We start from the raw sequence: 13,600 nt of genomic DNA, 5'->3' as shown, positions 1-13,600 counted from the left end.
CCGGCACGGGCGACGGGGTCAGCCGACGAGGTGGGCGGTCAGGACCCGATGCGGATCCCCGGGTGCGACGGCCAGGGCTGCGGCCACGAGCAGCCGGCCCTGCCACGGGCTCAGGTCACCGCCGAAGACGGCTCCGCCGCGGGCCAGCCGGGCGCCGCCGGCCGCGTAGAGGGGCACGACCGGGCCGGCCGGCACGCGCGAGCAGACCAGGACGGGGAGACCGCGCGCGGCGTACTCCTCGGCGGCCTCGGCGATCGGGGGAGGGACGTTGCCGGCGCCGAACGCCTCCAGCACGATGCCGGCCGCGCCGGCGGCCACGGCCGCGTGCAGCAGTGCGGCGTCCGCGCCGAGGTAGCAGGCGATGACGTCGGCCCGGGGCAGCGGCTCCTCCAAGTCGAGCGGCAGGGGTGCGCGGCGGGCCGGCCGGCCGAGGGGGAGGACCGACCCGCCGGCCAGCCGGAGCACCGGCCCCCGTCCCGGCGCGGCGAAGGCCCCGCTGCGCAGGGTGTCCACCTTGCGCACGCCGGCGGCGGCGAAGACCACGCCGTCGAAGCAGAGCAGCGCGCCGAGGTCCCGGGCGGCGGGGGAGGAGGCGACCCGCAGCGCGTCGGCGAGGTTGGCCGGGCCGTCGGGTGCGGAGCTGTCGAACGGGCGCTGGGAGCCGGTGAAGACGATCGGCCGCGGATCGTCGTGGACCAGGTCGGCGAGGTAGGCGGACTCCTCCATGGTGTCGGTCCCGTGGGTGACGACGACGCCGTCCACGTCGTCGCCGAGGCACCGGCGGGCCTCGGCGACCAGCCCGCGGAGGTCCGACGTCGTGAGCGCGAAGCTGCCGACGGCACCCAGATCGCTGGTCGTGACCGTCAGGCCGGCGGGAGCTCCGGCTGCGGCCAGCAGCTCGGCGGCGGGAGTGAGCGCGGCGAGGCCGTCCGGCCCGTGCCGGCTGGCGATGGTGCCGCCCGTGGCGAGCAGATGGACCCGGCCCACGCGACCTCCTCCGGCCCCCGGCGGGGTGACGACCTCGCCCCACCCTGCTCCGCCGGCAGGACTTCGGCGACCGGAGGCGTGCTCAGACCCAGAGCTCGAACTGGATGCCGTCGGGATCCTCGAACGAGACGAACCGACCCAGGTCCAGCACGCGCACGGGGGAGTGCGGCACGCCGAGCTCGTCGAGGTGGGCGATCCACCGGTCGAGCTCGTCGGGATCGGCCACCTTGAACGCGAGGTGGTCCAGCCCGGTGCGGCGGTGGTCGAACGGCTCGGACGAGCGGTCGTCCGGCTGGCACAGCCCGAGGACGAAGAAGGTCGACGGCTCGAGCAGCAGGATCCGCGGGGAGCCGGCGTCGTCCGCGCCGTACCGGCGGAGTTCCTGCAGGCCGAGTACGCGCTGGTACCAGGCGGCGCTGGCGTCCATGTCGCGGACGGTGAGGGCGAGATGCGAGGCGCCGGAGAGGGAGGGCATCGCGCGATCCTGGCAGCCGGGCGTTCCCGCGGCTACGCCCGCCGGCTACCCGTTGTCGGTGAGGACCCGATCGCGTCCCGACGCCTTGGCGCGGTACAGGAGCGCATCGGCGCGGCCGAGCAGGGCGGCCGGCGTCTGATCCGTCGAAGCGGTGACACCGGTGACACCGGTGACGCCGATGCTGGCGGTGACGGGCAGGTCGCCGGTGACGGCGGCCCAGGGGTGGCCGGAGATCGTGGAGCGGAGCTCCTCGGCCAGAGCCACGGCGCGCTCGGCAGGGGTGTCGACCAGGACGAGGAGGAACTCCTCGCCGCCCATGCGGGCGGCGAACGACCCGCCCAGGGCCCGGGCACCGTCCGCGGGCACCGCCGACTGGAGCAGCACGGCGACCCGGCGGAGCACGGTGTCGCCGACGTCGTGGCCGAAGGTGTCGTTGATCCGCTTGAAGTGGTCGAGGTCGACCAGCGCGACGCTCACCGAGGCCGCGGGCAGGCTCCCGGGACCCAGCAGCCGGGCCAGCTGCTCGTCGATGTGCCGGCGGTTGTACAGCCCGGTCAGGGGATCCCGCAGCGACAGCTCCCGGTAGCGCCGGGACTGGCGCCGCGCCTCCCCGGTCTCGTACATGGCCTGGATCGCCCGGGCGCGGGCGTCCCGCTGGGTCGACTGCAGCTGCATCAGCTGCTCGTGGAAGAGCTTGTGCTCGGTGAAGGCCGTCCGGTGGTCACCCAGGGCGGCGTGCAGTTCGGCCTGCTCCTGTCGCGCGCGCACCCGGATGGCGGTCAGGCCGTGCCGGTCGCAGCGCACCACGCAGTCGTCCAGTGCCTGGCGCGCCTCGGGGAGCCGCCCCAGCCGGCGGCGCACCTCGGCCAGGGTCAGCAGGAAGTCCGCGCCGGCGTCGCCATCCGTGGAGGACTCCAGCCGCTCGGGCGACAGCCCGGGCAGCAGCACCGCCTCGGCATCCGCCAGCCGGCCCAGGCCGATGAGCACTCGGCCGAGGGTGTCCAGCCGGCCGACTCCCAGCGCCTCGCCGAGCTCGGTCGACCGGACCTCGAGCTTCTGGGCGATGGGCAATGCCTCGTCGAAACGGCCCAGCAGGCTCTCGATGTAGGCCCAGTTGTTGAGCACGACGAGCTCGCGGTGGACGTCGCCGAGCTCGTGGGTCAGTGCCAGGACGTCGGCGTAGCGCAGGGACGCCGAGGTGTCCCCGTGCTGCCCGAGGCAGTCGGCCAGCCGGAGGGAGTGGTCGATGCGCAGCTCGGGGGGCGCGCCGTCGTCCATCAGGTCCACCGCCTCGACCGCGTGCTCCAGCGCCGTGGCGGAGTCGCCGAGCTCCTGGAAGATCGCGGCGAGGACGTAGGCGCTGCGTGCCCGGAGGAAGGGCCGTTGCTGCTCGGTCGCCCAGCGGCGGATCTCCTGGGCGATCCGGCCCGCCTCGGCGTGGTCGCCCTGGCACCGCACCATGTCCGCACCGACCAGTTGCGCGCGCAGGCGCACCTCGGTCAGGTCCGGGCCCTCGGCCTCCGCGGCCACCCGCTCCGCCCGCTCGGCGATGCCCTCGACGGTGAACCGGGAGAGCGCCTCCAGCTCCGCGACCTGGGCGGTCAGCCGCCGGACCAGGTCGTTCCGGCCCGGACCCGGCAGCTCCGCGTCGACAACGGAGAGCGAGGACATGGTTCCTCCTTCGGCCGGTCGGACGGAAAACCTGAGCGGGCCGGGCGGCCCTCCCCCCAAGGGGGGCTTCTCGCCGGTCAGTGCGGCATCCGCGGGTCCTGCGCCGGGTCGGTGTACGGCGGCGGGCGGCCGCTGTCGATCGCCTCGAGGGAGGAGATCCGCCGGCCGCGCACCACGGTCATGTGCAGGGCGATGTAGCAGCGGGTCGTGGCGGGCACCCACGGCGCTATCCCCAGGGCGTCCAGCGCCGTGACCCGGGAGGGGTCGCTGATCAGCCGGGACGGCCCGATGACGGTGACGCTCCATCCGGTCCGCGCGCCCACGTCGTAGTCGTCGACCTCGAAGGCCAGCACCGCACCGCGGCTCCCCGCGACCATGCCGCTGTCGAGTCCGGAGGAGATCACCAGGTCGTTCCCGCTCATCCCGAAGGAGGCCGGCTGGATCGCGGGCATCGCTCCCTCGGTGAAGGCCACCCGGGCCAGGGAGGAGGCCGCGAGCAGTGCTCGGCACTCGGCCTCGTCGAGCACGTCCACCCGGCGCTCACCCTCGGCCGGCGTCACGGTCCCCGCCTGCGGGCGTCGGAGCGGTCCATGCCGGCGGGTCGTCTCCCTCGGTCGATGGCTGGGTCGAGCGCAGGTCAGCCTAGGAACGGGGTCGGACCGGACCCAGGGTCGCCGGGCGCTGCCCGGCAGGACCTCGTTCCCTGGCCGGGCCCGGCCCGGGGATCCGGCCTGGCACGGGGCGGCGGCGGGTACCTGCCGCCGGACCCGGGCCGGCCAGGACGTCCGTCCGCCCGCGGGCGACCAAGGTCCGTGGTCGAACCTCGCCCGCGGTGCGAGGTTCGACAGGTCTCGTCGGAGGCCGCCGCCCCCTGCGTCGGCCGGCGAGCGGTGAAGAGGCGCCTGGTGACCGAGGAACGCACTCCCTACCCCGTGCGGGTCGATGCCAGCCTGGACCCCGGCCTGTCCCGCGGTCTCTGGCTCGTCAAGTGGCTGCTGCTGATCCCGCACTACGTCGTGCTGGTCTTCCTGTGGCTGGCCTTCTTCGTGGTGAGCGTCATCGCGTTCGTCGCGATCCTGGTCAGCGGGCGCTACCCGCGGGCCCTGTTCGACTTCAACGTCGGGGTGCTGCGCTGGAGCTGGCGGGTGCACTACTACGGCTACGGCGCCCTGGGGACCGACCGCTATCCGCCGTTCAGCCTCGCCGACGTCCCGGACTACCCGGCGCACCTGGACGTGCCGTACCCCGGCCGGCTCTCCCGGGGGCTCGTGCTCGTCAAGTGGTGGCTGCTCGCGCTGCCGCACTACCTGGTCGTCGGGATCTTCGCCGGCGGCGGGCTGTGGTTCACCGGCCGCTCCGGGGGGGACGGCAGCGGCAACGACGGGTGGGCCGCGGGCGGCCTCATCGGACTGCTCGTGCTCATCGCCGGGATAGTCCTGCTCGTCCGCGGACGCTATCCCCGGTCGTTGTACGACTTCGTCCTCGGCATGGACCGATGGGTTCTCCGGGTGGCGGCGTACGCCGGCCTGATGACCGACAGCTATCCGCCCTTCCGCCTGGACATGGGCGGCACCGACCCCGGCCCCGTGCGACCCGGGCCCCTGCCCGGAACACCCGGTGGCCCGGCAGCTGCGGTGCCGGCCGGAGCCGACACGTCCGCAGCGCCGCACACCGGAGCTCCCGCACACCGGTGGACCGGGGGCCGGGTCGTCGCCCTGGTGCTGGGTGCGCTCGTGGTGCTGCCGTCGACCGGCCTGCTGACCGCCGGTGTCGGACTGCACTGGGCCGACCAGACCCAGCGGGAGGGCGAGTGGCTCACCAGTGACGACGAGTCGGTGTCCACCGCCGGCTACGCCCTGGTCACCGACGACATCAGCCTGGACGCCGCGGGAGCGGAGTGGATCGTCGACAACCTGATCGGCGAGGTACGGCTCGAGATGACGGCCGCCGACCCCGACGTCGAGCTGTTCGCAGGTATCGCACCCACCCGTGCGGTGCGCGACTACCTGGCGGGCGTGGAGCGCAGCCGGCTCGGCACCGTCGGACCCGGGTACGGCGTCGTGGGCCCGGACGGACTCACCGACGTGGCCGGCGGGCCGCCCGCCCAGCCGCCGACCGAGCAGGACTTCTGGGTCGCGCAGGCCGCCGGGAGCGGAACGCAGACCCTGCAGTGGACGCCGACCGCCGGTGACTGGACCGTCGTGGTCATGCGGGCCGACGGCTCGGCCGGGGTGGACACCTCGCTGGCGGTCGCGGCCACCGTGCCGGGTCTGGCGGCGGTGGCCTGGGGCCTGCTCGGCGCCGGTGCGCTGCTGCTGGCCGTCGGTGGACTGATCATCGCGTTGGCCCTGCGCCAGGCACGCTCGCCCGGCCCGCCGCCGGCGACGACCTGGACGCCCCCGGCGCCGGTCGACGGCGGTCCGGGCTCGACGGCAGCCCCGGCGACACCCGATGAGCGCTCGATCAGCACCCGGTGAGCACCCGTGAGCGCCGTCCCGAGGCCGGTGGTGGTCGGGGTCGACGGCTCACCGGGCGGCCGCACGGCCCTGGAGTGGGCGTGGGCGGCGGCTGCCAGGCGCGGGGCACCGCTGCGGGTCGTCTCGGCGTTCCCCGTCGACGACTACTGGTCGGATGTCCTGCTGCTGGACGAGGGGCGGGTGGAGGCGCTCCGGTCGGCCACGGCCGCGCGGCTGACGGCCCTGGTCGCGGAGGTCCGCGCCGCGGCCGGTGATCCCGAGGTGCAGGTGGAGGAGCGGGTGGTGGCGGGTGCGCCGGCCGAGCACCTCGTCGGGCTGAGCGAGGATGCCGGACTGCTGGTGGTCGGCAGTCGTGGACGTGGCGGGGTCCGGAGCACGCTGCTCGGCTCGGTCGCCCTGCACTGCGCGACGTCCGCGCGCTGTCCGGTCGTGGTGGTCCACCCCGGTGCGGCCGTGCTCTCGCCGCCCTCCGGCGAGCGGAGCTCCCCGCCCCGGGTGGTGGTCGGCGTCGACGACTCGGATACCACCCGGGCCGCCCTCGCGCACGCGGTGGCATTCGGCGACGAACTCGGCGCGGAGGTCGAGGCGGTGCTCGCGGTCCAGCCGCCGGTCCGCTGGAGCGAGGTGGACGTCGTCGCCCCGCTCCCGGCGGCGCAGGAGCGGGCGCTGGCCCGAGCGCGGGACATGGTCGCGGGGCTGCCCGCCGGGAGCCGGGTGTCCGTGCTGGCCGCCGAGGGCCCGGCGGTGGCCGTCCTGACCGAGCGGAGCGAGGGCGCGGCCCTCCTCGTGGTCGGCAGCCGCAGTCGCAGCCGGCTGCCAGGCATGCTGCTGGGCTCGGTGGCGCTGCACTGCGTGGTGCACGGCCGGTGCCCGGTGATGGTCGTCCACTCCTAGGTGGTCGACGCCACGGGCTCCGCGTCGACGCGGGACGCCCTGCGGGGCGCTCGGTCGACGACGAGAACGGTGGGTGACATGGGGCCGGGGCGCAGGTTCGAGCACTGCCCGACGGGTGCCGAGGTGGTCGAGTCCGCTGCCTCGATCCGGTTCGACCAGGCGGAGAACCGGCTGCACACCGTCACGGCCGCTCTCGTGCGCGGGCTGGGCTGAGCGTGCGGATCATGGTCGCGCTGGGCGGCAACGCCCTGCTGCAGCGGCGGGAGCGGCCGGACGCGGTCATCCAGCAGCACCACATCCGGGCCGCAGCCGTTGCCCTCGCCCCGCTGGCGGCGGAGCACCAGCTCATCCTCTGCCACGGCAACGGGCCTCAGATCGGCCTGCTCGCGCTGGAGTCCGACGCCGACCAGTCGCTGTCGGTGCCCTATCCGCTCGATGCTCTCGGCGCGCAGACCCAGGGCATGATCGGGTACTGGCTGGCCCAGGAGTTGCGCAACGCCGGCGTCGTGCAGCCGGTGGTCACCGTCATCACCCAGACCGTCGTGGACGCCGACGATCCGGCCTTCGACGTCCCGGTCAAGTTCATCGGGGCGGTCTACGGCCGCGCGGACGCCGACCGTCTCGCCGCCGAGCGGGGATGGCAGATCGCTGCCGACGGCGCCGGGTGGCGGCGGGTCGTCGCCTCGCCGGAGCCGCGGCGGATCCTCGAGGAGGCCGCGATCCGGCGGCTGCTCGACGACGCCGGGGCGCTGGTCATCTGCGGTGGTGGTGGCGGGGTCCCGGTCGTGGAGGACAGCGCCGGCCGGCTGACCGGGGTGGAGGCGGTCGTGGACAAGGACCTCACCGCGGCGGCGATCGCCGTCTCGATGCACGCCGATCGGCTGCTGCTGCTGACCGACGTCCCGGCGGTGATGCGGGACTTCGGGACGGCGGACGCCACCGCCATCGAGTTCCTCGATCTCACCGAGGCCGCCGACCTGCACCTGCCGGCCGGCTCGATGGGGCCGAAGGTGGAGGCGTGTGCCCGCTACACCGGGGCGACCGGTCATCCGTCGTCCATCGGGGCCCTCCGGGACGCGGCAGCGGTCCTCAGCGGTGCGGCGGGCACCACCGTTCTCCCCGGTGCCGGCGGACGCGACCCGCTCACGCCGGGCGCGCGGTCCTGACGGAGGTACCGGCCATCGTGGTCCGGCCTCAGCCCGGCACCGCGCCCCGCGCCGCGGTGGTGTGATCGGGGCCGCCGTCGAGCTGGAACACGCGACGGAGGTCGGCCGCGAAGCGGGTGGCGGGCGCTCCGTCGACGACGTTGTGGTCGATGCTGACGGTGAGGTCGAGCAGCTCGGCCTCCTCGATGCGGCCGTCGACGTCGACGGGGCGGCTGCTGATCCCGCCCACGACGATCGTGAGGGAGGCCAGGGTGGGCGGGGCGATGGCGAAACCGCCTCCGCCGGCGTACATCCCGAGCGCGGTCACCTGCACGGTGCCGATCGCGGCGTGCACCCGGTGGGACCGGCTCATCACGGCGTACATGAGTCGGTACAGCCCCGGGATCCGTCCCAGAGCGGGCGCCAGCGTGTCGAGCAGTCGCCCGGTACCGGTGCCGGAGCCGCCGGCCTGGACCGCCCGGATCTCGGCGCTGATCTCCGCGACGCCCCGGACGTCGGCGTCCCGGATGACGTGGACGAGCCCGAACGGCCCCTGCTCGGTCTGGATCTCGACCAGCACCTGGACGTCCACGTGCCGGTGCTCGACGAGGCGCCCTCGCCAGTCCCGGTAGGCGTGCACCTCCGGATGGGCGGCGGCGGCGCGGCCGACGCAGGCGACCACGTAGGCGGTCAACGACAGGGGCGGCTCGGTCGAGGTGAGCGTCCGGCGGGCCGCGGTGAGGTCGACCTGGAACAGCCCGACCATGGGAACCATCCGCCGCCCCGCTCGGACGGCCGCGGTGACCAGCCGCCGACTCGACGGGAACGGCCGCGACGTGACGCCGCGCTCCCGCGTCAGAACCGCTGGTCCGGAGTGAGGACCAGCACCGGCGCCGCCTCGTCGGCGGGGACGCGCGGGTACCGCTGCCGGTAGGCGTCGAGAGCAGCCCTGCGCTCGGCGCTGCCCGGTTCGAGGAGCCGGGCCCGGCAGCTGCGGCGCCGGCCGGCCACGGTCACGGTCACCGGCCGGGCGGCGCCCGCGAAGTTGCGCCACCACGTCTTCGTCCCCGCGTGCCCGGCGATGACGACGTAGCGGTCGCCCAGCCGGGCGAACATCACCGGCAGTTCCCGGCGCACGCCCGTCCGGCGTCCGGTGTACGCCAGCAGGAGCACCGACCCGGAGAGCATCCGGTGCGCCGGCGTCCGGAGGAGGCCCCGGACGACCGGGTTCACGAGGCGGGCACGGAGCGTCGCGGGGAGCGTCCGTGGCGTCGGTCGGCCGCCGCCGGTGGCGCCGGCCGGCGGTCGGGCGCTGATGTCGCGGACCTGCACGGCTGCCTCCTCGCGGCACGGGGTCACCCGGGCTCCCGGGCCTGCTCCGACGCTAGGGGGATCATCGGCCGCGTCCCAGGGTCGGGGGATGCCGCGGACAGGGACCTCGGGCCCTGACCGCCGGCTCAGCTCGTCGCCGAGGTCGCGGCACCGCCGGTCGGCGGGCCTCCGGATACGGAGAGGGACCGCGCACGTACCGTCGGGCGCGTGCCCGACCTCTTCACGCCCCTGACGCTGGCCCACGGCCCCGCCGCCCCCAACCGCGTGTGGCTGGCCCCGTTGACCAACACCCAGAGCCACCCCGACGGCCGGCTCTCCGACGAGGAGCTCACCTGGCTGGCGCTGCGGGCCCGCGGCGGGCACGGCCTGACCATGACCGCGGCCGCGCACGTGCAGGTTGGCGGCCAGGGCTTCCCCGGCCAGCTCGGCGTCTTCTCCGACGACCACCTGCCCGGCCTCACCCGGCTCGCCGCCGCCCTCAAGGACCACGGATCGCTGGCCTCCCTGCAGCTGCACCACGCCGGCAACCGGTCTCCGCGCGAGCTGGTCGGTCAGCCGGTCGGGCCCTCGGACGACGACGAGACCGGCGCCCGGGCCATGACCGCCGACGAGATCGGGCAGCTGGTCGAGGACTTCGCGGCCGGAGCCCTCCGTGCCCAGCGCGCCGGCTTCGACGGCATCGAGGTGCACGGCGCGCACGGTTACGTGCTCGCCCAGTTCCTCTCCCCGGAGGTGAACCGGCGCACCGACGGCTACGGCGGCTCGCTGGAGAACCGCGCCCGCCTGCTGTTCGACGTCGTCGCCGCCGTGCGGGACCGCTGCGGTGCGGAGTTCCAGGTCGGCGTCCGCATCTCCCCGGAGCGCTTCGGGCTGCGGCTGGGTGAGGTGCGCGAGGTCGCGGCCGACCTGCTGCTCTCCGACGCCGTCGACTACCTGGACCTCTCGCTGTGGGACGTCGCCAAGCAGCCCGTCGAGGAGGAGTTCCAGGCCCGGCCGCTGATGGACTGGTTCACCGACCTCGACCGCGGCACCACCCGGCTCGGCGTCGCGGGCAAGGTGCGTACCGGCCGGCAGGCGGCCGAGACCCTCGAGCGGGGCGCCGACTTCGTGATGGTCGGGCGGGCGTCGATCCTGCACCACGACTTCCCGGAGAACGTCCGCCGCGACAGCGCCTTCGAGCCGGTGCCGACCCCGGTCAGCCCCGACCACCTCACCGCCGAGGGCCTGTCCCCGGTGTTCGTCGAGTACATGCGCAACTGGCGCGGTTTCGTGGCCGACGCCTCGTGATCTGCCGGGGCTGAGCGCAGCCCCGGGTCGGTGCTGGTGCACCCTGCTGCGACGACGGAGAGAGACGTGAGGGTGCGGTGAGCGACGGCGGCAGCCCGGCGGGTGAACAGCCGGACCCGCGGAGACGTCGGTGGATCCTGGTGGCCTGCCTGGCCGGGATGTTCGCCACCACCTTCCCGGCGACGATCCTCACCATCGCCGTCCAGCCGATCGCGCTGGACCTGGACTCGACGCCCTCGACCGTCCTGTGGGTGACGACGGCGCCGCTCCTGGCCGCTGCCGTCAGCACGCCGGTGCTGGGCCGCCTCGGCGACCTGCGCGGGCACCGCAAGCTGTTCCTCATCGGCATGGTCGTCGCCGCGCTGTTCGCGATCGCGACCGCACTGGCCTGGAACGCCGGCAGCCTGATCACCGCGCGCACCATCTCCCAGCTCGGCTCGGCCGCGACGATCCCGAGCTCGTTCGCCATGCTCTTCCGCGCGCACCCGCCCCAGCAGCGGGTGCGCGTCTCCTCGCTCGCCTCGGCCGTGCTGGCCGGGGCGGCCGTCGTGGGCGTCGTCATCGGCGGCCCGCTGGTGGACCTGGTCGGCTGGCGGATCATCTTCGCCGTCCAGGCGGCCGTCTGCCTCGCGGCGCTGGCGGCGGCCGTGCCGGTGCTCCCGGCCGATCCGCGCGGGCAGGCCCGGGTGCCGCTGGACCTACCCGGCGCCCTCGCGCTGGCGCTGGCCACCCTGGCGCTGACGTTCGGGGTCAACCGGCTCGGCGTGTGGGGGTTGTCTCCGGTGCCGATCGGCTGCCTCGCCGTCGTGCCGTTCGCCGTGTGGGCGCTGGTGCGCATCGAGCGCCGGGCCACCCACCCGCTGCTGCCGCTCCGGGTGCTCTCGACCCGCAACACCCGCGTCGTGACCGCCGCGAGCTTCTTCCTCGGAGCCGGCTGGATGGGCAACTTCGTGCTCACCCCGCTGCTCATGCAGTCGGTGATGGGCCTGTCGGCGGGCCTGACCTCGCTGTTGAGCGTGCCTCGGGCGGTCTTCATCGTGGGTGCCGCGCCGACCGCCTCGCGCTGGGGTCAGCGTTTCGGGGAGCGGCGGATGGTCGTGGTCGCCGCCGCCGCGCTGGGCCTGGTGATGGCGTCGATGACGATCGGGGCGCTCACCACCTCGGTGGTCGCCATCGCGATCGCGCTGCCCCTGTCCGGCTGGGCGTTCGGGCACGCGCAGCCCGGGCTGGTCTCCGCCATGGGGCACGCCGTCGACGAGCAGGACTTCGGACTGGCGACGTCGCTGCAGCAGACCTCGAACCAGATCGGCGCCGTCGTCGGCATCGGCCTGTTCACCGCCCTCGCCGGCGACGCCACGACCGCGGGACCGTTCGCCGTGGTCTACCTGCTGACCGCCACGTGCGCCTTCATCGCCGTTCCCTTCGCCCTGCTGATCCGCGACCGGCACTCCGCGGCGTGAGCGAGGCGAGCAGCGCCGCGCCGCACACCACCAGCGCCACGTAGGTCCCCGGCCCTCCGGGCGGGGGGCCGGTGGTCTCCAGCGGCTTGAGCTGCCCGACGAGCACCCGGAGCAGTGCCTCGCCGACCACGCCGGCCAGCATCAGCGGTATCAGTCCGCGGTAGCGGGCGAGCACCACCCAGACCAGCAGCGCCATCAGCAGCTGGGCGCCGCCCCACTGGCCGAGCAGCGCGACGACGTTGCGCCCGCCCTCGACGTCGACGTCGAGGGTCGCGATCGATCCGGCGCCGCTGTCGGGGGCGAGCACGTGCACCAGGCTGCGCCCGGTGGCCACGACGGCGTAGACCACGAGGACGACGAGCGCCCACCGCGCGCCCCGGTACTCCTCGACGTGCCGGGGCAGCAGCAGTCGCGGGTCGGGGCGCACGGCGGCGGCCGCTACTTCTTGCGGCGGTTGAGCAGCTGCATGTCCGTGAAGCCCTTGTAGCCCCACGGGCCGTTCTCCACCCCGACGCCGCTCCACTTCAGCCCGCCGAACGGCAGGTTCGGCGCCAGCGCCGCGTGCGTGTTCACCCACGCCGAGCCGGCGTCGAGCTGGCGGGCGACGGCCTCGCCGCGCTCGGTGTCGGTGGCCCACACCGAGGCGCCGAGGCCGAAGGTGGTGGCGTTGGCGCGCTCGATGGCGTCGTCCAGGTCGCGGTAGGCGATGACCGGCAGCGCCGGGCCGAACTGCTCCTCGTCGACGATCTCGGTGCCGTCGGAGGCGTCGGTGAGGATCGTCGGGGCGAAGAAGTAGCCCGGCCGGTCGAGGGCCGCGCCGCCGGCCGCGGCCCGAGCTCCGGAGGAGAGCGCGCCGTCGACCAGGCGGGTGACCCGGTCGAACTGGGGCCGGTTCTGGATGGGGCCGAGCTTCGTCGCCTCGTCCATCCCGTCGCCGACGACGACGCTGTTCGCCTCCGCGACGAGCGCCTCGACGACGGCGTCGTGCAGGCTCTCCGGCACGTACACGCGCTTGACCGCGACGCAGGTCTGGCCGTTGTTGGTGAACGCCGCGTCGAACAGCTGCTTGCCGACGACGGCGGGATCGGCGTCGTCCAGCACGATCGCCGGGTCGTTGCCGCCGAGCTCGAGGGTGACCCGCTTCAGGTCCGCCGCCGACGCGATCGCGACCTTCTTGCCGGCGCTGATCGAGCCGGTGAAGCTGACCTTGCGCGGCGTGGGGTGGGCGGTCATCGCCGCGCCCAGGGCGTCCCCGCCGGTGACGATGTTGAGCACGCCCGGCGGAAGCGCCTGGTTGAGCACCTCGACCATCGCCAGCGACGACAGCGGCGTGTAGGGCGAGGGCTTGAGGACGACGGTGTTGCCGGCGCGCAGCGCCGGGGCGATCTTCCAGGACGACAGCAGCAGCGGGAAGTTCCAGGGCGCGATCGCGGCGACGACGCCGATCGGCCGGCGCACCACCTCGACGAAGGCGGCGTCGTCGTCCTGGAGGATCTCGCGCTCCACCTCGAGGTCGGCGTAGTACTGCAGCCACATGCCGACGCCCATCACCTCGAACATGGCCTCGTTCAGCGGCTTGCCCTGCTCCTGGGTGAGCAGGGTGGCGATCTGCGGCACGGACTCGTTGACCGCCTTCGCGGCCAGCCGCAGGGCCTCGCGGCGGGCGTCGTCGTCGCGCTTCCAGGAGCGGAACGCCTGCGCGGCCCCGGCCATGGCGTCGTCCAACTGCGCGGCGGTGGCCTCCGGTGCGCGCGCGAACGGCTCGCCGGTCGACGGGTTGATCACGGCGAAGGAGTCGGGGGAGGACTGCTGCTCCCCGTTGATGGTCATCAGGTGCTCGGTCACGTGGGGGTTCTCCTCGGGAGCGGGGGT

Annotated in this window: 14 protein-coding genes; 6 read left to right on the top strand and 8 right to left on the bottom strand. The window is 74.6% G+C overall.

Annotated elements, in window-relative coordinates; translation table 11 throughout:
- Positions 1–18: 18 nt before the first annotated feature.
- From CRP29_RS11515 to CRP29_RS22725, 4 genes are all read right to left on the bottom strand, one after another.
- Entirely contained in the window at positions 19–987 is a 969-nt protein-coding gene (locus tag CRP29_RS11515) for an asparaginase (RefSeq protein WP_097195179.1), read from the bottom strand.
- Positions 988–1,069: 82 nt separating this feature from the next.
- Positions 1,070–1,462: a VOC family protein gene (locus tag CRP29_RS11510; RefSeq protein WP_097195178.1), complete on the bottom strand. Its 393-nt coding sequence runs from the start codon at positions 1,460–1,462 to the stop codon at positions 1,070–1,072.
- A gap of 45 nt (positions 1,463–1,507) precedes the next feature.
- Entirely contained in the window at positions 1,508–3,133 is a 1,626-nt protein-coding gene (locus CRP29_RS11505; protein ID WP_097195177.1) for a tetratricopeptide repeat-containing diguanylate cyclase, read from the bottom strand.
- A 77-nt stretch (positions 3,134–3,210) separates the two neighbouring features.
- Complete coding sequence (locus CRP29_RS22725) at positions 3,211–3,693, bottom strand: pyridoxamine 5'-phosphate oxidase family protein (RefSeq protein ID WP_176522930.1); 483 nt, start codon at positions 3,691–3,693, stop codon at positions 3,211–3,213.
- 345 nt (positions 3,694–4,038) lie between these two features.
- On the opposite strand from CRP29_RS22725, the gene CRP29_RS23260 reads away from it, so the two are divergent.
- The 4 genes from CRP29_RS23260 (at position 4,039) to CRP29_RS11485 (ending at position 7,670) form a co-directional block, all read left to right on the top strand.
- A complete protein-coding gene (locus tag CRP29_RS23260; protein ID WP_101541087.1) occupies positions 4,039–5,610 on the top strand; it encodes a DUF4389 domain-containing protein in 1,572 nt (523 codons plus the stop codon).
- A 6-nt stretch (positions 5,611–5,616) separates the two neighbouring features.
- Positions 5,617–6,504: a universal stress protein gene (locus tag CRP29_RS11490; protein WP_097195175.1), complete on the top strand. Its 888-nt coding sequence runs from the start codon at positions 5,617–5,619 to the stop codon at positions 6,502–6,504.
- A 69-nt stretch (positions 6,505–6,573) separates the two neighbouring features.
- A complete protein-coding gene (locus tag CRP29_RS22720; protein ID WP_176522907.1) occupies positions 6,574–6,717 on the top strand; it encodes a hypothetical protein in 144 nt (47 codons plus the stop codon).
- Positions 6,718–6,728: 11 nt separating this feature from the next.
- Positions 6,729–7,670, top strand: coding sequence for a carbamate kinase (locus CRP29_RS11485; RefSeq protein WP_217991556.1), 942 nt, complete (start codon positions 6,729–6,731; stop codon positions 7,668–7,670).
- Between the two features lie 28 nt (positions 7,671–7,698).
- Here CRP29_RS11485 and CRP29_RS11480 read toward each other — a convergent pair whose 3' ends face one another.
- Both CRP29_RS11480 and CRP29_RS23255 read right to left on the bottom strand, forming a co-directional pair.
- Positions 7,699–8,508, bottom strand: coding sequence for a 2-oxo acid dehydrogenase subunit E2 (locus CRP29_RS11480; RefSeq protein WP_281256802.1), 810 nt, complete (start codon positions 8,506–8,508; stop codon positions 7,699–7,701).
- The gene (locus CRP29_RS23255) at positions 8,505–8,981 is read right to left on the bottom strand and encodes a nitroreductase family deazaflavin-dependent oxidoreductase (protein WP_097195172.1); all 477 of its coding nucleotides are present in this window, start codon (positions 8,979–8,981) and stop codon (positions 8,505–8,507) included. Before CRP29_RS23255 ends, CRP29_RS11480 begins: the two co-directional genes overlap by 4 nt.
- A gap of 207 nt (positions 8,982–9,188) precedes the next feature.
- On the opposite strand from CRP29_RS23255, the gene CRP29_RS11470 reads away from it, so the two are divergent.
- Positions 9,189–10,268, top strand: coding sequence for an NADH:flavin oxidoreductase (locus CRP29_RS11470; protein ID WP_097195171.1), 1,080 nt, complete (start codon positions 9,189–9,191; stop codon positions 10,266–10,268).
- Positions 10,269–10,345: 77 nt separating this feature from the next.
- Positions 10,346–11,728, top strand: a complete 1,383-nt coding sequence (locus CRP29_RS11465; RefSeq protein ID WP_141437109.1) for an MFS transporter — start codon at positions 10,346–10,348, stop codon at positions 11,726–11,728.
- Here the strand turns inward: CRP29_RS11465 and CRP29_RS11460 are convergent.
- Positions 11,676–12,155, bottom strand: a complete 480-nt coding sequence (locus tag CRP29_RS11460; RefSeq protein WP_097195169.1) for a hypothetical protein — start codon at positions 12,153–12,155, stop codon at positions 11,676–11,678. The genes CRP29_RS11465 and CRP29_RS11460 overlap by 53 nt on opposite strands.
- An 11-nt stretch (positions 12,156–12,166) precedes the next feature.
- The gene (locus CRP29_RS11455) at positions 12,167–13,573 is read right to left on the bottom strand and encodes an aldehyde dehydrogenase family protein (RefSeq protein WP_217991555.1); all 1,407 of its coding nucleotides are present in this window, start codon (positions 13,571–13,573) and stop codon (positions 12,167–12,169) included.
- Positions 13,574–13,600 lie beyond the last annotated feature (27 nt).

Origin of the sequence: Blastococcus aggregatus, from assembly GCF_900221005.1 — a bacterium.
In the GTDB taxonomy this organism is placed as follows: Bacteria; Actinomycetota; Actinomycetes; order Mycobacteriales; family Geodermatophilaceae; genus Blastococcus; species Blastococcus aggregatus.
The sequence above is the reverse complement of the archived record's forward strand: the minus strand, read 5'-3'. Positions and strand labels throughout refer to the sequence as shown.